The organism is Ruegeria marisflavi (assembly GCF_025673445.1).
Lineage (GTDB): Bacteria > Pseudomonadota > Alphaproteobacteria > Rhodobacterales > Rhodobacteraceae > Ruegeria_B > Ruegeria_B marisflavi.
Window position 1 is genome coordinate 14,670 of the sequence record NZ_JAOVQN010000022.1, and the last position, 19,747, is coordinate 34,416.

17 protein-coding genes are annotated in these 19,747 nt (G+C 61.7%); 13 read left to right on the forward strand and 4 right to left on the reverse strand.

Features of this window, described 5'->3' with window-relative positions:
* Positions 1-172: 172 nt before the first annotated feature.
* Together OEZ49_RS18485 and OEZ49_RS18490 are read right to left on the reverse strand one after the other, a co-directional pair.
* Positions 173-2,434 carry a mechanosensitive ion channel family protein gene (locus tag OEZ49_RS18485; protein WP_263389686.1) on the reverse strand — a complete coding sequence of 754 codons (2,262 nt, stop codon included), beginning with the start codon at positions 2,432-2,434 and terminating at the stop codon, positions 173-175.
* A 280-nt stretch (positions 2,435-2,714) separates the two neighbouring features.
* The gene (locus OEZ49_RS18490) at positions 2,715-3,620 is read right to left on the reverse strand and encodes a LysR family transcriptional regulator (protein WP_263389687.1); all 906 of its coding nucleotides are present in this window, start codon (positions 3,618-3,620) and stop codon (positions 2,715-2,717) included.
* A 171-nt stretch (positions 3,621-3,791) separates the two neighbouring features.
* Between OEZ49_RS18490 and OEZ49_RS18495 the strand changes: the two genes are divergently transcribed.
* From OEZ49_RS18495 to OEZ49_RS18540, 10 genes are all read left to right on the forward strand, one after another.
* Positions 3,792-7,211, forward strand: a complete 3,420-nt coding sequence (locus OEZ49_RS18495; RefSeq protein WP_263389688.1) for an indolepyruvate ferredoxin oxidoreductase family protein — start codon at positions 3,792-3,794, stop codon at positions 7,209-7,211.
* 79 nt (positions 7,212-7,290) lie between these two features.
* Positions 7,291-8,169, forward strand: coding sequence for a lysophospholipid acyltransferase family protein (locus tag OEZ49_RS18500; RefSeq protein ID WP_263389689.1), 879 nt, complete (start codon positions 7,291-7,293; stop codon positions 8,167-8,169).
* A 9-nt stretch (positions 8,170-8,178) separates the two neighbouring features.
* Complete coding sequence (locus OEZ49_RS18505; RefSeq protein ID WP_263389690.1) at positions 8,179-8,988, forward strand: glutamate racemase; 810 nt, start codon at positions 8,179-8,181, stop codon at positions 8,986-8,988.
* Positions 8,989-9,161: 173 nt separating this feature from the next.
* The gene (gene ccmE, locus OEZ49_RS18510; RefSeq protein WP_263389691.1) at positions 9,162-9,605 is read left to right on the forward strand and encodes a cytochrome c maturation protein CcmE; all 444 of its coding nucleotides are present in this window, start codon (positions 9,162-9,164) and stop codon (positions 9,603-9,605) included.
* 133 nt (positions 9,606-9,738) lie between these two features.
* A complete protein-coding gene (locus OEZ49_RS18515) occupies positions 9,739-10,350 on the forward strand; it encodes a holin-associated N-acetylmuramidase (RefSeq protein ID WP_263389692.1) in 612 nt (203 codons plus the stop codon).
* On the forward strand, positions 10,341-10,919 hold the full coding sequence (locus OEZ49_RS18520; protein WP_263389693.1) for a holin family protein: 579 nt from the start codon (positions 10,341-10,343) through the stop codon (positions 10,917-10,919). The genes OEZ49_RS18515 and OEZ49_RS18520 overlap by 10 nt, the downstream gene beginning before the upstream one ends.
* A gap of 75 nt (positions 10,920-10,994) precedes the next feature.
* Entirely contained in the window at positions 10,995-12,959 is a 1,965-nt protein-coding gene (locus tag OEZ49_RS18525; RefSeq protein WP_263389694.1) for a heme lyase CcmF/NrfE family subunit, read from the forward strand.
* The gene (locus tag OEZ49_RS18530) at positions 12,956-13,408 is read left to right on the forward strand and encodes a cytochrome c-type biogenesis protein (RefSeq protein ID WP_263389695.1); all 453 of its coding nucleotides are present in this window, start codon (positions 12,956-12,958) and stop codon (positions 13,406-13,408) included. The genes OEZ49_RS18525 and OEZ49_RS18530 overlap by 4 nt, the downstream gene beginning before the upstream one ends.
* 76 nt (positions 13,409-13,484) lie before the next feature.
* The gene (locus tag OEZ49_RS18535; RefSeq protein WP_263389731.1) at positions 13,485-14,261 is read left to right on the forward strand and encodes an enoyl-CoA hydratase-related protein; all 777 of its coding nucleotides are present in this window, start codon (positions 13,485-13,487) and stop codon (positions 14,259-14,261) included.
* 49 nt (positions 14,262-14,310) lie between these two features.
* Positions 14,311-15,864: a S1 family peptidase gene (locus tag OEZ49_RS18540; protein ID WP_263389696.1), complete on the forward strand. Its 1,554-nt coding sequence runs from the start codon at positions 14,311-14,313 to the stop codon at positions 15,862-15,864.
* 2 nt (positions 15,865-15,866) lie between these two features.
* Here the strand turns inward: OEZ49_RS18540 and bmt are convergent, their stop codons facing one another.
* Complete coding sequence (bmt, locus tag OEZ49_RS18545; protein ID WP_263389732.1) at positions 15,867-16,883, reverse strand: betaine--homocysteine S-methyltransferase; 1,017 nt, start codon at positions 16,881-16,883, stop codon at positions 15,867-15,869.
* 251 nt (positions 16,884-17,134) lie between these two features.
* On the reverse strand, positions 17,135-17,455 hold the full coding sequence (locus OEZ49_RS18550) for a DUF1476 domain-containing protein (protein WP_263389697.1): 321 nt from the start codon (positions 17,453-17,455) through the stop codon (positions 17,135-17,137).
* 160 nt (positions 17,456-17,615) lie between these two features.
* Here OEZ49_RS18550 and purC point away from each other — a divergent pair, with 160 nt between their 5' ends.
* From purC to OEZ49_RS18565, 3 genes are all read left to right on the forward strand, one after another.
* On the forward strand, positions 17,616-18,374 hold the full coding sequence (gene purC, locus OEZ49_RS18555) for a phosphoribosylaminoimidazolesuccinocarboxamide synthase (RefSeq protein ID WP_263389698.1): 759 nt from the start codon (positions 17,616-17,618) through the stop codon (positions 18,372-18,374).
* Positions 18,375-18,458: 84 nt separating this feature from the next.
* The gene (gene purS, locus OEZ49_RS18560) at positions 18,459-18,689 is read left to right on the forward strand and encodes a phosphoribosylformylglycinamidine synthase subunit PurS (RefSeq protein ID WP_263389699.1); all 231 of its coding nucleotides are present in this window, start codon (positions 18,459-18,461) and stop codon (positions 18,687-18,689) included.
* Positions 18,690-18,692: 3 nt separating this feature from the next.
* A complete protein-coding gene (locus OEZ49_RS18565) occupies positions 18,693-19,736 on the forward strand; it encodes a zinc-dependent alcohol dehydrogenase family protein (protein ID WP_263389700.1) in 1,044 nt (347 codons plus the stop codon).
* Positions 19,737-19,747: the final 11 nt, after the last annotated feature.

Here is a 19,747-nt window from a genome sequence, read left to right on the forward strand (position 1 = left end):
TTTTAGGGCAAGGCCGCGCCGGGGGAAAGGGGCAAGAGGGCGCAGATTGCCGGAGAGGGTAACGCTCTTGCGGATGGGCAGCCCGAAACCGGATATGGAAGGATTAGAATGAAAGTACCCCGCCACGGATGCGGCGGGGTCTAGGTGTTCCGATAGTTTTGCACGGAAATGGTTATTCGCCGCCTTGTTGAGATTGCTCATTGGCGGCTTGTGCCGCAGCGGCTGCAACCGCCGATTTCTGGTCCGGCGTCAGATGGTCGGCTTCGTCCAGACCGGGAATGGCGACACGGACTTCGCGACGGGCGAATTCAATGCCGTTCGCCTTGAATTCGGTTTTCACCCGGTTGAAGATTTCCTTGCGCAGGGTGAACTGCTTGCCGGGCTTGGCCATGAACTTGCCCCGGATGATCATGCCGACATCGTCGAAATCGAATACGCCCTGTGACTTGAAGGGTTGCAGGAAACCTTCCTTGTGGGTTGGATCCTCCATCATCTCGGCGCCGATCTTCTTGAAGATCTTCTTCACCTTGTTGGGATCGGTGTCGAAAGGCACGGTGAACTTGAGCTTCATGATTACCCAGTCCCGGCTGTAGTTTGTCAGCTTGGCGATCTCGCCATAGGGGATCGTGTGGACTGGTCCACGGTGATGGCGCAGCTGCATCGAACGGATCGAGATTTTCTCAACCGTACCTGTAGTGCCTCCGACATCGACATATTCACCCACGCGGAATGCATCGTCGATCAGGAAGAAAATGCCGCCGACAATGTCGGCAACCAGTTTTTGCGCGCCAAAGCCGATAGCAAGGCCGAGGATCCCGGCACCGGCCAGCAGCGGAGTGATGTCGAGGCCAAGCGCCCCGAGAGCAAGAAGGGCGAAGATCACTGCGATGGCAACCTGCGCCGTGACGCGCAACAGGGGCAGAACGGTCACCAGCCGCGAGCCTCCGGCGCCGCCGCCTTCGCCTGCTTCCTCGTCCGGGCTCTGCTCGATAGCTGTCTGTTCCTTCGCCAGACGGCGGTTGATCCAGAGCGAGATGACCTCGTCCAGAATATAGCCGATGGCAATGATGATCAGGAACTGGATGACGGCACCACCTGCATCGGAGCCCGCGCCCGCCACCTGCCGCAGGTCGATCTCCCAGGCATTGGCGATCATCAGGACGACAAAGATGCCCGCCACCACGCGGCCGATGCGGATATAGCTGCGCTTGGTGGAGCGATAGGCCTGCTCAGCTATGGGGCCGGTGCCGATGAGCGGCGGTTGCAGATGCCGCACGAGCCCCCGGATCAGCGTGTCGATGGCCGGAGCCATCAGCAGCCAGAACATGGTCACGTAGTGTGCTCCCGCGCCCACATTGACCAGCACCGCCATGTCGCGGATCGCCACGAAATACTCCACGATCAACCAGACGGCCGCCGAGACCGCGATGGCGAAATAGGGATAGTAGGTTGCGACTTTTTCGTCGAATTCGGTGCGGTCGGGATCGTTGCCGCGCATCATATCCGTCAGTCCGCTGCGCGCTGTCCAGGCGATGAGAGCGATATAGATATGGATCGAAGCGTTCAGCCAGAAACCCAGCCGCATATCGCCCATCGCCACGCCGTTCAGATTGTTGAAGGTGACGATGAACAGGGTAAAGCCGATCAGCAGGAAAAGGCCGATCTGGTTGCGGTGCAGATAGTTCGCCCAATGGTCATTGGCGTTCACCAGCCGTAGGTCGGGGCGGTTAGGAGCCAGAACAAAGCGCGAGATCGCGGCCCCCAGACGCGGCAGCCAGATCAGATAGAGCACGAAAGGTGCCGCATAGGCGATCTGCTCGGGTTCCAGCAGGCGGCGGCCGACAAAGACCAGCGTATAGTAGAAGACGACTAGCCCGAGAACCTCGCGGCAGAAGCGGCGAAAGAGGAAACTCACCGCGCCGCGCAGATCGTCGGACGCACTTGCTGGATCGGCCTTGATCCAAGAGCGGGTCACAAAGACTGCAAGTTTTTCGGCCGCATAACCAATGGCAAGGGCGAGCAGCGTAAAGCCGAACAGCGTGGCCATGCCCGCGCCGCCCAAAGTGGTTGCGAAATTCGACAGCGCCTCGGCCTGTTTCGTCACCAGAAGGGGCACCTTGCGCAAGGCATCCAGCCACGAGGCGGCCAGCGACTTGGCGGCGTCGCCGATCCGGGCAACAGGTCCCTTGCGCGGTTCGGAATCCTCCTGTGCGGACTGCGCCACCGCGTCCAGCCGTTCCAGCAGCAGGGCACGAACCTGATCGTCGGAGAGCCTTGCCACCAGATCGTCGACCTGGTCAGGTGTCAGATTGTCTGGAACAGTTGGAGTGCTCGAGGCGGGTGCACCTGACGGGATCGGGACTTGAGCCGCCAATGGCACAGACATGCAGAACAGGGCGGCCACGACGACCAGCACCTTGAATAGCGGTTTCATAAATTGCCCTCGTCCATAGATAATGCCTTGTTTTACCGCGGGTATGCGCGAACACAAACAATTTTGCCGGGTATTAAGAGGCGCCTGCTGCTGATTTAGCAAAAAAAGAGGCCGAGCACTAAGCTCGGCCGTAGTCCAACAGGGAGGTATGAAGTTGATGAGCGTCTAAGCATCATCGCCTTCGAGTGCTGATTTAGGAGGCACAGACGTCTTCTTCAAGAACTTTTATGTCGCAGGTGCAGCATTTCCGTTATGCAATGATTGCATGGCTTTGGGGTCGTTATACAATCCCCAGTTCTTTCAGTTGTTTGCGATGGGCAATGATCTCTTCCTGAACAAAGTCACGGAAGGCAGCAACGCGCTGGGAATGGCGCAGTTCCTCGGGATAGGCCAGATAGACCGGCACCTGCGCCGATTTGATATCGGGCAGGACGTGAATGAGGTTCGGGAAATCCTGGGTCACATAGTCGGGCAATACACCTATCCCCAAATTGTGCAACACGCCCTGAAGCACGCCGAAATAGTTGTTCACCGTCAACAGTGAAGACGGGTTGTAGGCCAGCAGATGTTGGGCCAGTACGGCGCTAGCGCCGACTTGTTGGGCACTGATGTTCTGGCAGATCAGCCGATGGTCGCTGATATCGCTGATGTCCTGGGGGGTGCCGGCCGAGTCAAGATAGGCACGGGTCGCGTAGAGCTTCATCTCGACGGTCATCAGTCGCTTGCGAATCAGATCGGCCTGACTGGGTTCTTTCATGCGAATGGCGACATCAGCCTCGCGCATGGGTAGATCAAGCACCCGTTCCTCGAGCATCAGATCGACCTTAAGGTCGGGATACTTCTGATAGAGCGCGGTCAACCGGGGCGCCAGCCAGAGCGTGCCAAAGCCAAACGTTGTGGTGACGCGCAACTCGCCGAACACTTCCTCTTCGCTGTCACGGATACGAGCGGCGGCAGCGTCCAGGCGCTTGGCCATGGATTTGGTGGCGTCGAACAACAATTCTCCCTGCTCGGTTAGAATCAGGCCGCGCGCGTGACGATGAAAAAGGGTCGCGTTTAGCGATTCCTCGAGTCCGCGGATCTGTCTACTGACCGCCGATTGCGAGAGATTCAGCTTGTCGCCTGCATGTGTCAGACTGCCCGCATCGGCAACTGCGTGAAATATCCGAAGCTTGTCCCAGTCCATATCCGCAACTTTCTTTATGCGCCCGATCACCTATATGAAACACATGACAATTTCCACAAGGAACGGAGTACAACTGCGCTTGGTGGTGAAAAAATCACCTATACAGGTCAGCGATTGTGACCTATATTTGGGCACCAATGACAAGCCGGTCCGGCGCAGGGGAGACGTCTGATGAGCCAACCCAAACTTACGCTAAATGACAAGTTCGATCTGGAGAAGAGCCCGGTGCTGCTGAACGGCACCCAGGCCCTCGTTCGCCTTATGTTGATGCAGAAGGCGCGCGATACTGCCGCCGGTTTGAACACGGCTGGTCTGGTCACCGGCTATCGTGGTTCGCCGCTGGGCGCGGTCGATTTGCAGATGAGTCGGGCAAAAAAGCAGCTCAGTGCCGCTGACGTCACCTTTCAGTTCGGGTTGAACGAGGATCTGGCGGCCACCGCGCTGTGGGGCAGCCAGCAGGCGGGGCTGCGCGGCGATGGCAAGTATGATGGCGTCTTTGGTCTTTGGTACGGCAAGGGGCCGGGCGTCGACCGCTCAGGCGACGTGATGCGCCACGCCAATATGGCCGGTACCGCCAGGCATGGCGGCGTGCTGATGGCGATGGGAGACGACCATACCGGCGAAAGCTCGACTGTGCTGCATCAGTCGGAATGGGCGCTGGTGGACATGTACATGCCCGTTGTCAGCCCGGCAGGTGTACAGGAGATTCTGGACTACGGCATCTATGGTTATGCCCTGAGCCGGTTCTCTGGTCTCTGGGTTGGCCTCAAGACCATGAAGGATACGATCGAGGTGACCTCGGTCGTGGATGGCCGTCCCGACCGGATGCAGTTGGTAACGCCCGAGTTCGACATGCCTGAAGGCGGGTTGAACATCCGTTTGGGCGACACGCCGCATCTGCAAGAGGGGCGGATCATCGACTATAAACGCTTTGCCGCCGAGGCGTTCAGCCGCGCCAACCGGATGGACAGGCGGGTCTGGGGCAAGCCTGGCGCCAAGATCGGCATCGCCGCGGCGGGCAAGAACTGGCTCGACCTTGTACACGCCATGTCGCTCTTGAACATCGACGAGAACGAGGCCGAGCGTCTGGGCATCACCACCTACAAAATCGGCCAGACCTTTCCGCTGGACATGCAGAGTTTCCACGACTGGGCCGAAGATCTCGACCTGGTGGTGATCGTTGAGGAAAAACGCAAGCTGATCGAGGTGCAGGTAAAAGAGGCGATCTTTGACGACCGTCAGGGCCGCCGCGTGTATGGTTGGTACAAGGGTGGTGCGGGCGGTATGCACCGGGATGAGCTGTTCCCGACCCGTGGTGCGCTGGACCCGATCCTGATCGCCGAGAAACTGGGCGCGATCTTTATCGAAGAGGGGCGCGAGACCGATGGGATCCGAGCCGGCCTGAATGCACTGGCCGATGCGCGGCGCAATGACAACGCGCAGGAGATCGCGTCGCGCCTGCCGTATTTCTGTTCGGGCTGCCCGCATAACAGCTCGACCAAGGTGCCAGATGGCAGCCGGGCCTATGCCGGGATCGGCTGTCACTATATGGTTCAGTGGATGGACCGGAACACCCAAGGGTTCACCCATATGGGCGGCGAAGGGGCCAACTGGATCGGCGAGGCGCCGTTTTCCAACACCAAACACGTGTTCCAGAACCTGGGCGATGGCACCTATAACCATTCCGGCGTGCAGGCGATCCGCGCCGCCTTGGCGGCTGGCACCAACATCACCTACAAGATCCTGTTCAACGACGCGGTCGCAATGACCGGCGGGCAGGAGAACGAAGGCGATCTGACCGCGCCGCGCATCGTGGCCGAGCTGAAGGCGATGGGCATCAAGGAGCTCGCCGTTGTCTATGACGACAAGGAGGATGTGGACCGCTCGCAGTTCCCCTCGGGCATTCCGTTCCATGAGCGCGCCGAGCTGATGCAGGTGCAAAAGCGCTTCCGCGAGATCGAGGGCGTCAGCGCCATCGTCTATATCCAGACCTGCGCCGCCGAGAAACGCCGCCGGCGCAAGCGTGGCACCTTCCCCGACCCGGACAAGCGGGTGTTCATCAACACCGATATCTGTGAGGGCTGCGGCGATTGCGGGGTTCAGTCGAACTGTGTCTCGATCGTGCCCAAGGAAACCGAACTGGGCCGCAAGCGGGCGATCGACCAGTCCTCGTGCAACAAGGACTTCTCCTGCGTCAAGGGGTTCTGCCCGTCCTTCGTGACGGTGCAGGGGGCCAAGATCCGCAAGGAGGCCACCGCCGAGATCGACCTGCCGCATCTGCCGATGCCGGAGCTGCCCGCCATCGCTGGCACCCATAACGTGGTGATCACCGGTGTCGGCGGCACTGGCGTCGTGACCATCGGGGCTGTGCTGGCGCAGGCTGCGCAGATCGACGGCAAGGGCGCGGGCATGATGGAAATGGCGGGGCTGGCGCAAAAGGGCGGCGCCGTGCACATCCATTGCCGCATCGCCAACCGGCCCGAGGATATCAGTGCCATCCGCGTCGCCACCGGCGAGGCGCATGCGCTGATCGGTGGTGACCTTGTGGTCAGCGCCGGGGCCAAGACGCTGGGCCTGACACGCACCGGCACCACAGGCGCTGTGGTCAACAGCCACGAGATCATCACCGGCGATTTTACACGAAACACCGATTTCACCATCCCCGCCGACCGGCTGAGCCTTGCGCTTGAGGCGCGGCTGAAAGAGCGGCTGGACCTGTTCGATGCCTCAGAGCTGGCGCGCGCGGTGATGGGCGATTCGATCTATTCCAACATGATGGTGTTCGGCGCCGCCTGGCAGCGCGGGCTGCTGCCAGTCAGCCACGAGGCCATCATGCAGGCGATCGAGATGAACGGTGCCGCAGTCGAGCGCAACAAGCGCGCCTTTGACATCGGCCGCTGGGCAGTGCTGCACGCAGATGAGGCCGCGCGCCTGATCCGTCCCGGCGTGGTCGAGCTGCCGAAATCGCTCGAGGACAAGATTGCCTATCGCGCCGAACATCTGACCGCCTATCAGGGAGCGCGTCTGGCCAAGCGCTATCGCAAGCTGATCGACGGGATCGAGGACGGCGATCTGCGTGCGGCGGTGGCCGAGGGCTATCACAAGCTGTTGTCCTACAAGGACGAATACGAGGTGGCGCGTCTGCTTCTGGACAGCCGTGACAAGGCCGCCGCCGAATTCGATGGCGATCTGAAGCTGACCCTGCATCTGGCACCGCCGATCCTGGGTGGAAGGGATGCGGATGGGCGTCCGAAAAAGCGCGAGTTTTCCGAGCGCTGGCTGGGGCTCTTCAAGCTGTTGGCGCGGATGAAGGGGCTGCGCGGCACGCCGCTCGATCTGTTTGGCTATTCCACCGAGCGCAAGATGGAGCGGGCGCTGATCCGGCAATACGAGAAGGACATGCGCGAGGTGCTGCCGAAACTCGACAGCCGCACCCGCGATGCCATCGTGGCGCTGGCACGGTTGCCTCTGGAGATCCGCGGATTCGGTCTGGTCAAGCAGGCGAACGAAGCCAAGGCTGCCAAACGGCGCGAAGAGCTCTTGGCGGTAATCCGCCAAGGTGGCCCGTCGATGGCAAAAGCGGCGGAATAACGCGTCATCTGACTGTTACAGGTTCTATGCAAAATCCAGGACTGCCCCTATTTCAGGGGCAGTTTTTTCGGAGCCGTTCATGACCGCAGAGCGCCATATCGCCCGCGATATCAGCTATGCCCATTCCGCCGCGACCAGGGGAGGTCGGGCGGTGATCCGCCTGATGGAGAACACCACCGGGCGCCTGAGCCTGATCCGACGCGCGCAAGGATACGAGCAGGAAGTCGCCCGGGGCCGCGATTTCTGGACGGTGATCGTCGAGCGATACGGCTTGACGCTGGATGTGGTGGGCGGTGCGCTGAGCAACATCCCGCAGGACGGCCCGCTGATCCTGATCGCCAATCACCCTTACGGCATCCTCGATGGGCTGATGATGGGGCATGTCCTGGCGCAGACACGGGGCGATTTCCGCATCATGGCAAACCGGGTTTTCCGAAAGGCCGAGGACATCAACCGGATCATCCTGCCGATCTCGTTCGACGACACCCGCGAGGCGGTGCAGCTGAACCTCGATACCCGTCGTCAGGCGCTAAGCTATCTGGGGCAGGGCGGCGCGATCGGTATCTTTCCCGGCGGTACCGTCTCGACCGGGTTGCACCCGTTCTCGCATCCGATGGATCCGGGCTGGCGCGGGTTTACGGCCCGGATGGTGGCAAAATCCGATGCGGTGGTGGTGCCGGTCTTCTTTGACGGTCATACCAGCCGCCTGTTCCAGATCGCCAGCCACCTGCATTCGACCCTGCGCATGGGCCTGTTGATCAAGGAATTCCGCAAGCGGGTGGATACGCCGGTGCGGGTGGTGGTGGGCCAGCCCATCGGCCGCGACATACTGGACCCCTTGGCACGGGACACGCGCAAGATGATGGATTTTCTGCGCAAGGCGACGTATGAGCTGTCTCCGACGCCGCTCAAGTCTTTTGACTACGGCTATGAATTCGAGGAACGGCATCGCGCCTGAAGGGTAAAGATGGCAGTAGGGATTTTCGATTCGGGTCTGGGTGGCCTGACCGTGCTGGAAGCGGCGCAGAAACGGTTGCCGGATGTAGAGTTCCTCTACTACGCTGACAGCGCCCATGCGCCTTATGGGGTGCGCACGCCCGAAGATATCTTTCAGCTGACGCGCACAGCGGTGCACGACCTGTGGAACCGGGGCTGCGACCTGGTGATCCTGGCCTGCAACACCGCCAGCGCCGCAGCGCTGCGCCGGATGCAGGAAGAGGGTGTTCCACCGGGCAAGCGGGTGCTTGGCGTGTTCGTGCCGCTGATCGAAGCGCTGACCGAGCGGCAATGGGGCGACAACAGCCCCCCGCGCGAGGTCGAGGTCAAGAACGTCGCCCTGTTTGCAACGCCCGCCACCGTGGCGAGCCGCGCGTTCCAGCGCGAACTGGCCTTTCGCGCCATCGGTGTGGATGTCGAGGCGCAGGCCTGTGGCGGTGTGGTCGATGCCATCGAAGAGGGCGACCTGATACTGGCCGAGGCGCTGGTGCGTAGCCATGTGGACGCGCTGAAACGCAAGATGCCCAGTCCACAGGCGGCCATTCTTGGGTGCACACATTATCCGTTGATGGCCGAGGCTTTTCAGGACGCGCTAGGACCCGAGGTGACCGTATACAGTCAGGGCGATCTGGTGGCGGCAAGCCTGGCCGACTACCTGCAACGCCATCCCAACATGTTGGGTGCTGGTAAGGGCGGCTATCTGACGACGGGCAAACCCGCGACAGTTGGCAGCCGGGCAACCCAGTTCCTGCGGCGCAAGATCGAGTTTCAGGCCGCCTGACTTCGGTCAAGGCGGTCGGTGGCTTCGACGCCTATTGGGGACCAGTGTTTTCGTGTAACCATGGCCGCTGACAAAAGGTAGCAGTCGCAAGTCTTTGTACTGCACCCGTTCGATGTTAGCTGAACGACATACAACCGGTCTGACGATGGCCCACTCTTTCTGGTGAGGACGCTATGAAATCGCTCAAGAAACAACGCCGCATTCAGGTTATCGCCGTGGCCACCGTGGCCTTGGTCCTGGCGACCGGCTTGATCGGTTATGCCATGCGGGATGGCATCAACTTCTTTCGGGCGCCTAGCCAGGTGATCGCTGAACCACCTGCGGAAACAGAGGTGTTTCGCCTTGGGGGGCTGGTCGAGGAAGGTACCTTGATCCGTGGGCAGGGCGAAACGGTGCGGTTCTCTGTGACGGATGGCGGCGAGAGCGTGCCAGTCGTGTTTACCGGCGTGCTGCCGGATTTGTTTGGGGAGAATCAGGGCATGATCGGGACCGGGCGCTACGTGAACGGTGTCTTTGAAGCCTCGGAAATCCTTGCCAAACATGACGAAACCTATATGCCGAAAGAGGTTATGGACGCGCTCAAGGAGCAGGGCGTGTATCAGGCGCCGGAAAGCTGAACGCGCGCCTCCGGCGGGAGTATTTTGAAGCGAAGTGAAGACAGGGGCGTTGCGCAAGCGGCGCCCTTTGGTGTTTCGCAGGCTTAACTCTTTTGTCGCCTCATCAGCGCGGTTCTGATGGAGGTCGAGGCCAATGCAGACGGTACGACAGATCGCCCAGGAGATCGTGGCGCGTGAAGGTGGGTTCATGAACGATCCCGATGACCCGGGCGGGGCGACTAATTTTGGGGTGACTATCCACACGATGCGGCGGTTGGGCCTGGATGTGACTGGTGACGGCGCCGTGGATGTGGCGGATGTGCGGGCGCTGAGCCGGGAGCAGGCGGTAGAGATTTTCCTGACCCACTACTATGCCCGCCCGCGGATCGGCGACATGCCCGAGGCAGTGAAGGCGTCGCTGTTCGACATGTACGTGAACGCGGGCGGCAATGCTGTGAAGATCCTGCAACGGCTCTTGCGAGACATGGGCTATGAGGTGTCGGTGGATGGCGCAATCGGGCCGCAGACCCTGCGCGCGGCGCAGGACGCGGCGGTGCCGCGTCCCGAGGCGCTGCGCGATGCCTATGGGGTGGCGCGGCGGAACTATTACTTCCGTCTAGCCGACCGGCGCCCGGCCAGCCGCAAGTACGCTCGCAGCCGCAAAGGGGGCAAGGGCGGCTGGATCATCCGGGCTGAGGAGTTCATCTCGCCGACCTATCACATGAGCGAAGCCGAGTTTCAGCGGAGGGTATCGGGATGGGTCTGATCGGTGGGTTGATCGAGCTGTTGTTCGGTGGCGGACGTAATGTGGTGCGCGAGACCGCCGAAGTATTTCGCGAGAATGCAGAGGCCGGGGCCGCACGGGCGCGCGATGTGCAGATGGGCGCGCTGGACCAGTTTGCGGCGGAGTTTACCGTGTCCCGGCGGGGCGGGTTCGACCGGATCATGGATGGGCTGAACCGGCTGCCGCGCCCGGCGCTGGCCATGGGGACGCTGGGCCTGTTCGTCGCGGCAATGACCGACCCGATCTGGTTTGCCGAGCGGATGCAGGGCCTTGCTCTGGTGCCGGAACCGCTTTGGTGGTTGTTGGGTGTCGTCGTGTCGTTCTACTTTGGGGCCCGGCATCAGACCAAAGCGCAGGATTTCCAGCGTGACCTGGCAAGCACCATGGCCCGTGTCCCGCAGGCGGTGGAGAACATCCGAGCATTGCGGGCGTTGCGCTTTGATAGCCCAGGTGCGGCCGATGCCGGTACTGACGCGGAAATGGCGCTGGCGGCAACCACCCCCGAGGTCAACCGTGCCCTGGAGGACTGGCGTCGTATGAAAAGGGCCTGACGGCGCGACACTATGCGCTGCAAATCCCGGCGAAAGGGATTGGCTGTACCTGGGCCGAGGTCTATATCTCGGCCCATGGTTACAGAACTCGGTCACTTCGCCCTCATCCTCGCCTTCATGGTCGCCATCGTACAGATGGTTGTGCCGATGGTTGGTGCTCAGAAACGCTGGACTTCGTGGATGGCGGTCGCTGAACCGGCCGCGGGAATACAGTTCCTGTTGACGGCATTTGCATTTGCCGCGCTGGTCTGGGCATTTGTGACTTCGGATTTTTCGCTTCGCGTGGTCACTCTGAATAGCCATTCGGCGAAACCGATGCTTTACAAGATCAGCGGCACCTGGGGCAACCACGAAGGTTCGATGCTGCTGTGGGTGCTGATTGTCACCCTCTTTGGTGCCATGGCGGCCTGGTTCGGCGGCGGTTTGCCGCCTGCGCTAAAGGCCCGGGTACTGGCGGTACAATCGGCCATTGCGGTGGCGTTTTTTGCCTTCATCCTCTTTACATCGAATCCATTCCTACGGCTGTCAGTGCCGCCCTTTGACGGGCAGGACCTGAACCCTCTGTTGCAGGATCCGGGCCTCGCATTCCATCCTCCCTTTCTCTACCTTGGCTATGTGGGCCTGAGCATGGCGTTTTCTTTTGCCGTGGCTGCCTTGATCGAAGGGCGGGTTGATGCTTCTTGGGGCCGTTGGGTGCGGCCATGGACGCTCGCAGCCTGGATTTTCCTGACAATAGGTATCGCGCTTGGATCGTGGTGGGCTTACTACGAGCTAGGCTGGGGCGGATTCTGGTTCTGGGATCCGGTCGAAAATGCCTCTTTCATGCCTTGGCTGCTGGCGGCTGCGCTTTTGCATTCGGCCATCGTGGTAGAGAAGCGCGAGGCGCTGAAAAGCTGGACTATCCTGTTGGCGATCCTGGCCTTTGGCTTCTCGCTGATCGGTACGTTCATCGTGCGTTCGGGCCTGTTGACCAGCGTGCATGCCTTTGCCAACGACCCCGAGCGCGGGGTTTTTATCCTGGCCATCCTTGGGATCTTCACCGGCGGCGCATTGACGCTTTTTGCGGCGCGCGCGCAGGTAATGGAGGCCAAAGGGGTTTTCTCGGTTGTCAGCCGCGAAAGCGCGCTCGTGTTGAACAATATCCTGCTAGCGGTCGGATCGTTTGTGGTGTTCTTCGGAACGCTCTGGCCAATCGTTGCCGAGATGTTCTTTGACCGTAAGTTGTCGGTTGGTGCGCCATTCTTCGACGCGGCCTTCACGCCCTTCATGGTGGTTCTGGGTCTGGCGCTGCCTCTGGGCGCCATCTTGCCGTGGAAGCGTGGCAAGCTGGCGCGCGCGGCTTACAGCTTGCGGTTTGCCTTCTTCCTGGCACTGGCACTGGCCATGCTGGTCTGGACCATGCAGTCGGGGCGTAGTGCGTTGGGTCCTGTAGGTCTGTTCCTGGGGACTTGGATCACTTTCGGAGCGATAATAGACCTGTGGAGCCGGACAGGGCGGACGGGCAATTTTACCAGGATTCTGCGCCTGCCGCGAGCGGATTGGGGCAAGGCGGTCGCGCATACCGGATTGGGTGTCACGATGTTCGCCATTGCCGGGCTATTGGCCTGGGAAGTGGAGGATATCCGCGTTGCCCGCATCGGCGAGCCGTTCGAGGTGGGCGGGTTTACCCTGACGCTGGACGCGGTCGAGCGGGTACCCGGGCCCAACTATTTCTCGACAATGGCCACCGTCCGGCTGGAGAAGGATGGCCACCAGGTGGCGGTACTGAACCCCGAGAAGCGCGAGTACCCGGTGGCCCGGATGCCCACGACCGAGGCGGCAATTGACTATCGGTTCCTGCGGGATGTCTATGTCGTGATCGGCGACCGTCAGGATGACGGCGGTTGGACCATGCGGACCTATATCAAACCCTTTGCCAACTGGATCTGGGCCGGGTCGCTGTTGATGGCAATTGGTGGTCTTCTCAGCCTTAGTGACCGGCGCTTCAGGGTGGCCGCCGGCGCGCGAAATGCTCCGGCAGGTGGGGTTCCGGCGGAATGAAACGGCTGATCCTGATCCTGATGCTCCTGGCTGCGCCGCTCTGGGCAGTTCAGCCTGACGAAGTGCTGGATGACCCGGTACTGGAATCGCGGGCGAGGGAACTGAGCAAGGAGTTGCGCTGTCTGGTTTGCCGCAACGAAAGCATCGACGAATCGAATGCTGATCTTGCCCGTGACCTGCGCATCCTGCTGCGCGAGCGTCTGGTGGCCGGGGATAGCGACACGCAGGCCATTGACTATATCGTCGATCGCTATGGCGAATATGTCCTTCTGAAACCCACGACATCCGGTGCGAACTGGATGTTGTGGCTGGCCGGACCTCTCATGTTGGTGACCGCCGCGGCGATGGGCTGGGCATTCGTGCGGAACAGGTCGACGGCGACCACCTCGGCCGAAGCTGCGCTGAATACGGAAGAGCAGGAGCGTCTGCGTCGTATTCTCGACGAGTGACGCGCGGTTCCCCTTTTCCATTGGTCCGACATGCGCCAGCTTGCGTCCATTGAACCTGCGACCGAGGGCCATGGAAATGGAATACGACACGATCACACTGGACATCACCGACCGCCTTGCGGTTTTGACGATGAACCGTCCGGACAAGATGAACGCCCTGACCGGCCGGATGCGGGCCGAGATCACCTTTGCGATGCGGGCAGCTGCAAAAGAGGCACGTGCGGTCGTGTTGACGGGCGCGGGGCGTGCATTTTGCACCGGTCAGGACCTGGGCGATGCGGCCAGTTCCGGCAAGATCGATCTCGAGCGGACCCTGCGCGACGAATATAACCCCATGTTGGAGGCCATCTATGATTGCCCGGTGCCGACCATTGCTGCGGTCAACGGCCCGGCGGCGGGGGCCGGGGCCAATCTGGCACTGTGCGCAGACGTGGTGATAGCAACGGAAAGTGCCTATTTCCTGCAAGCCTTTGCCCGGATCGGCCTGATGCCCGATGCAGGTGGCACCTGGTTCCTGCCGCGCCAGATGGGACTGGCCAAGGCGATGGGTGCGGCGCTGTTTGCCGACAAGATCACAGCGCGTCAGGCCGAAAGCCTGGGCATGATCTGGGAGGCGGTCGCCGATGACGAATTCGACACCCATTGGCGCAAGCGAGCGGCCTATCTGGCCGAAGGGCCGACTGCCGCGTTTGCCAATATCAAAAAGGCGATCCGGTCGAGCTTTGGCAAGTCGCTGCCGGATCAGCTGGCCTCTGAGGCACATTTGCAGGGCGAGTGCGGACGCACGCGTGACTTTCAGGAAGGCGTGGTCGCCTTCATGGAGAAGCGTGCAGCAAAGTTTGAAGGCCGGTGAAAAAACGCCGAGTTGACAAGACAGGGGCCTGAGGCGGCATCATGTCAGCATGAGTGCCCCAACCCAACATCCGGATGCTGCCGTCCTTGAACATCTGACAGGGCTCAATCGGGGGCTGTATTCCTGGATCACCTCGGATGCGGTCGACATCATGCTGGATAACGACGGCATCTTACGCGCGCTGGCCGCGGGCGATATCCGGGTCTCGGGACAGGTCGTTGCCCGCATTCTGAGGCAAAAGAATGGATTTCATCTGGTCGCGGCGCCCGGGGCGCGGATCTGGGTCAACCGACAGCAGGTCGAGGCCGTCGACCTGAGCCAGGGCGACGTTGTAGAGTTCGAGGAACACGGACCCCTTTCGCGCATTCGCATCTACGATGCCCAGCACCACCGGCAAATCTCTCTGAACGATATCCTGGGCGACGCCGCAAGCTATCTGCGGACCAGCAGGCGCCCGCTCTTGCGCCGACTGTCTCGGGCCGCTGGAATGACGCTGAGCCGGGTTCTCTGCAGCCCGTCAATCCTGTTCCGCATCGGAGTTCTGATCACGCTTGGCGTCCTCGCGATATCGGCTGGGTGGCAGTACGTTTCGGGTCGAGCCTTGCAGGAGCAGATCGAAGGCGGGCGCCTTCAGGTCGATGCTTTGGCCTCGGCCCTGGAAAAAGCCCAGCGCGAGGCGATCCGGCCCGGTGATCTGAACGCGCTTCAGGACGAGATCGGGGTTCGCCTGCGCCTGAACGCCGAACGGATCGACACGCTCGAGGATCAATCCAACGCCGGGACGCGGGTCGTCTCTCTGGCAACCGGATCTGTGGTGTTCCTGCAAGGTGGATATGGGCTGCGGGTGCGGGAGACCGGACAGATGCTGCGGCATGTCCTGGGCCGGGACGGCAATCGGTTGATCTACCCCAATGGCCAGCCTGTGCTTTCGCCGGACGGCGAGGGCCCGGTTGCCGAGGCCCAAGTGACCGGGACCGGCTTTGTCCTGCGCGGGGCAGGAGTGATTGTGACCAACCGGCATGTCGCCGCCCCTTGGGAGCAGAATTCGGCTCTTCAGTTTGGTGGTGATACGTTGGAGCCGGTGCTGACCCGATTTATCGGCTATATCCCCGGTCGACCCGACGCGATCGATCTTTCCATACTCGTGCTCAGCGACAATGCGGACTTGGCCCTGGTGGTGCCTGCTGACACATCGTCCTTGCCCGATGGGCTAGACTTGGCCGGAACGCTGCCGGTGCCGGGTCAGGAAGTGCTGGTGATGGGCTATCCTACCGGATTGATGTCGATGCTGGCACGTTCGGGCGAGCAATTTGTCGAGGAAATGCGTCTCTCCGGACGGACAGGGTTCTGGGAAGTGGCCGAGCAACTGGCGGCCGCAGGTCTGATGTGGCCGTTGTCGAGCCGGGGGATCGTCGGGCAGATCACTCAGGCCTCGGTCGTTTATGACGCCGAAACCACGCATGGCGGCAGCGGAGGGCCGGTCCTGAACCTGCAAGGGCAGGTGGTGGCGGTCAACACGGCCATCTTGCCGGACTTCGGCGGATCAAACCTCGGCGTGCCGGCGGCCGAGGTGAGGGCGCTGTTGGCAGCGCCCTCCCAATAGGCTCAGGCGCGGCGGCGGCGTCCGCCACGGGCGCGGCGTTCGCCACCATCATCGCCGGTGCCGTCCGAGGCGGAGGTGAAGGCGCCCAGCGCTTCGACAATCTGCTCCAGCGTGGGCCGCTCGCCGCGCGGGGTTGAATCAAGCGCGGCCCGCATCTTGACCAGATGCTCTGGCATGGTGCCGCAACAGCCGCCGATGATCTTGGCCCCGGCATCGCGTGCCATGGTGGCGTAGACCGCCATCAACTCCGGGGTGCCATCATAGTGAATATGGCCATCGACATATTTTGGGATGCCCGCGTTACCCTTGGAAATGATCGGCCGCTCGGTCCCTTGAGCCGCGAATCCCAGTACGGTGCGCAGGATGTCTGACGCCCCGGTGCCGCAATTCGCACCAAAGGCCAGCGGCGGATTGGGCAGGCTTTCGACCAGTTGGACCATATCGGCCGAGGTGACGCCCATCATCGTGCGTCCGGCGGTGTCAAAACTCATCGTGCCGCACCAGGGCATGTCCGCCAGCGCAAAGGCCTCGGCCGCGGCGCGGTATTCCTCGGGGGCGGAAATAGTTTCCAGCCACAGGACATCGACACCGCCTTCTTTCAAACCTTCGGCCTGCTCATGAAACATCTCGACTGCCGCGGCATGGCTCAGGTTGCCGACCGGCTGCATGATCTCGCCGGTGGGGCCGACCGAACCCGCCACGATCACCTTGCGGTTGGCCTTGTCCGCCATCTCGCGGCCCAGTTCCGCTCCTGCCCGGTTCAGTTCGCGCACACGCCCCTGCGCATCGTGCAGTTTGAGCCGCGCCGCCGTGCCGCCAAAAGTGTTGGTCAGGAACAAGTCGCTGCCTGCATCGACAGAGCCCTTGTATAGCGCGCGGATCTTGTCCTGTTCCGTTGTGTTCCACAGTTCGGGCGCGTCGCCCGATTGCAAACCCATCTTGAACAGGTTTGTACCGGTGGCCCCGTCGGCGAGGATCACATCATGGCTGGTGAGCATTGCAGAAAAGGCGTTGGTCATGTCGTTCAAGTTCCATTTCCACGGCGCCGACGCGGCGCGATCAGACAGGAACCTGTGTCACGAATGCGTGAAAGAGGCAAACGCAAACTTCTCAACATAATGATGAAGCGGGTTCAGTCCTGCGTTCAAGAGGCGCCATTTTTGGCGCGAGCGCGATGCGGTTTCGTCGGCGCGTCCCCACCGTTCGCGACAAAGGAAAACCCGCGAACGCCTGTTCGCAGGTTTTCATTTGCTCGGTCGTGGGCAGCGGCTCAGTTGCCTGCTTCGCTCATGATCTCGGCTTTGGCTGCCGGCAGAAGCTCGGCCATCTTGGCCCGCACGGTATCTGCATCCACAACGCCATCGAGATCCTGCGCAACCTTGCGCACCACGTCTTCGTGACCGGCTTCCTCGAAATCAGCCAGGACCACGGACTTGGCATATTCCGCAGCTTCCGCCTCGGACTTGCCCAACAGGCCCGCAGCCCAAAGGCCCAGCATCTTGTTGCAGCGGGCCTGCGCCTTGAACTGCATTTCCTCGTCATGAGCGAATTTGGCTTCGAATGCGTGTTCGCGATCGTCGAAGGTGGTCATGGGTTGCGTCCCCTGCATGAAGTGTCGTTCTTTTCTGATATGCCGCCCGACCGCCGGAACCGCAAGAGGCAGTGGTATGCTTGCGACACTGCGGCGCTTGCCTTATGAGGGCGCCATGAGGGGGGACTCATTCCCCCGTCCCAGCCTGGAAAGGTCGCACATGGCGCGTCGCAACAAGATTTACGAGGGCAAGGCCAAGATCCTCTACGAAGGCCCCGAGCCGGGTACCATCGTCCAGTATTTCAAGGATGACGCCACCGCCTTCAACGCCCAGAAGAAGGATGTGATCGAAGGCAAGGGTGTATTGAACAACCGCCTCAGCGAGTTTTTCATGACCGGTCTGAACCAGATCGGTGTGCCGACCCATTTCATTCGCCGTCTCAACATGCGCGAGCAGCTGGTGCGTGCCTGCGAGATCATTCCGCTGGAAATCATCGTGCGCAACTTTGCCGCGGGCTCCATGTCCAAGCGCCTGGGAATCGAAGAAGGCACCCAGCTGCCGCGTCCGATCGTCGAGTACTGTTTCAAGAACGACGAACTGGGCGACCCGCTGGTGACCGAGGAGCATATCGCGGCCTTTGGCTGGGCCGGCCAGCAGGACATGGACGATATCCTCAGCCTGGCGCTGCGCGTAAACGATTACATGTCCGGTCTGATGTACGGTGTTGGCATCAAGCTGATCGACTTCAAGATCGAGATCGGCCGGGTTTATGAAAACGACTATCCCCGCCTGATCGTCGCCGACGAGATCAGCCCTGACAGCTGCCGGTTGTGGGATATCGAAACCGGACAGAAGTTGGACAAGGATGTGTTCCGCCGCGATCTGGGCAGCCTGACGGATGCCTATTCCGAAGTGGCGCGCAGGCTGGGCGTGATCCCCAAGACCTCGAATGTGGTCAAGCCTACGCTGATCAATTGAAATCACCGCCCGGGATCCGGGCTGGTTCTACCTTTCATTCGCCGGGCGGATCGTCCGGCACGCAAGACCGGGGAATAGGACGAGATGAAGGCACGCGTGCATGTGATGCTCAAGAACGGGGTTCTCGATCCGCAGGGCGAGGCGGTGCGCCACGCTTTGGGGGCGATGGGGTTCGAGAAGGTGACGGGTGTACGGCAGGGAAAGGTGATTGACCTTGAACTGGCAGACGGCGCAACCGAGGCCGACGTGGCCGAAATGTGCGAGAAGCTTCTCGCCAATACCGTCATCGAACGTTACGAGATCGAGCTGGTCTGACCGATGCGCGCCGCGCAGCTGACCGCATGGCGCCAGCCGCTGGCGCTGACCACGCTTCCCGACCCGACGCCCGGCAAGGGAGAGGTTGTGTTGCGCGTACTGGCTTGTGGCGTCTGCCGGTCGGACTGGCATGCCTGGACGGGTTCGGATCCCGACGTGGCATTGCCGATGGTGCCGGGGCATGAGTTCTGCGGCGAAGTTGTCGCCGCGGGTGCCGAGGTCACGCGCTGGCGCGTGGGGGACCGAGTCATCGCGCCCTTCATCCTGGCCTGTGGTCGCTGCGGCGACTGCGCGGCCGGGCATCAGACGATCTGCGCCCATCAGCAGGTGCCGGGGTTTACCCGCGACGGCGCCTTTGCCGAGTTCATCGCGGTTCCCTTTGCCGATACAAACCTGACGGCGCTGCCCGACGGCTTGCCACCCCATGTCGCCGCGGGTCTCGGGTGCCGCGTCACCACCGCCTGGCAGGCGCTTGTGGGGCGGGCCGAACTGCGCCCGGGCGAATGGCTGGCGGTCTTTGGTGCGGGCGGTGTCGGGATTTCGGCATTGCTTCTGGGCCGCGCACTTGGTGCACGTGTCGCGATGGTCGATGTGGTCCCCGAAAAACTTGCCTATGCCAGCTCTCTGGGCGCGGATGTCGTGATCAACGCGGCCGACGTCGACGCCGCGCAGGCCGTGCGCGACCTGACCGGCGGCGGCGCCCATGTCGCGGTCGAGGCTTTGGGGGTCGAAACCACCATGACCGGCGCCATGCGCGCGCTGCGCAAGCTGGGTCGCCTGGTGATGATCGGCATGCCGGCGGGCGAGCATACCGCGATGACCTTGCCGATGGATGTGCTCTACTCCGGTCAGTTGACCCTGCAGGGAACCCGGGGCATGCCCGCCTGGCGCTATCCCTCGCTTCTCTCGCTAATTGACGGTGGTCATCTGGACCTGTCGCCGCTGGTGACCCGTACAATCGCCTTGTCCCAGGCAAGCGATGAGCTTGCCGCCTTTGACCGTCCCGCCCCGCCGGGAGTTGCGGTCATCACCGATTTTCAGACCTAGGAGGTCCCGCT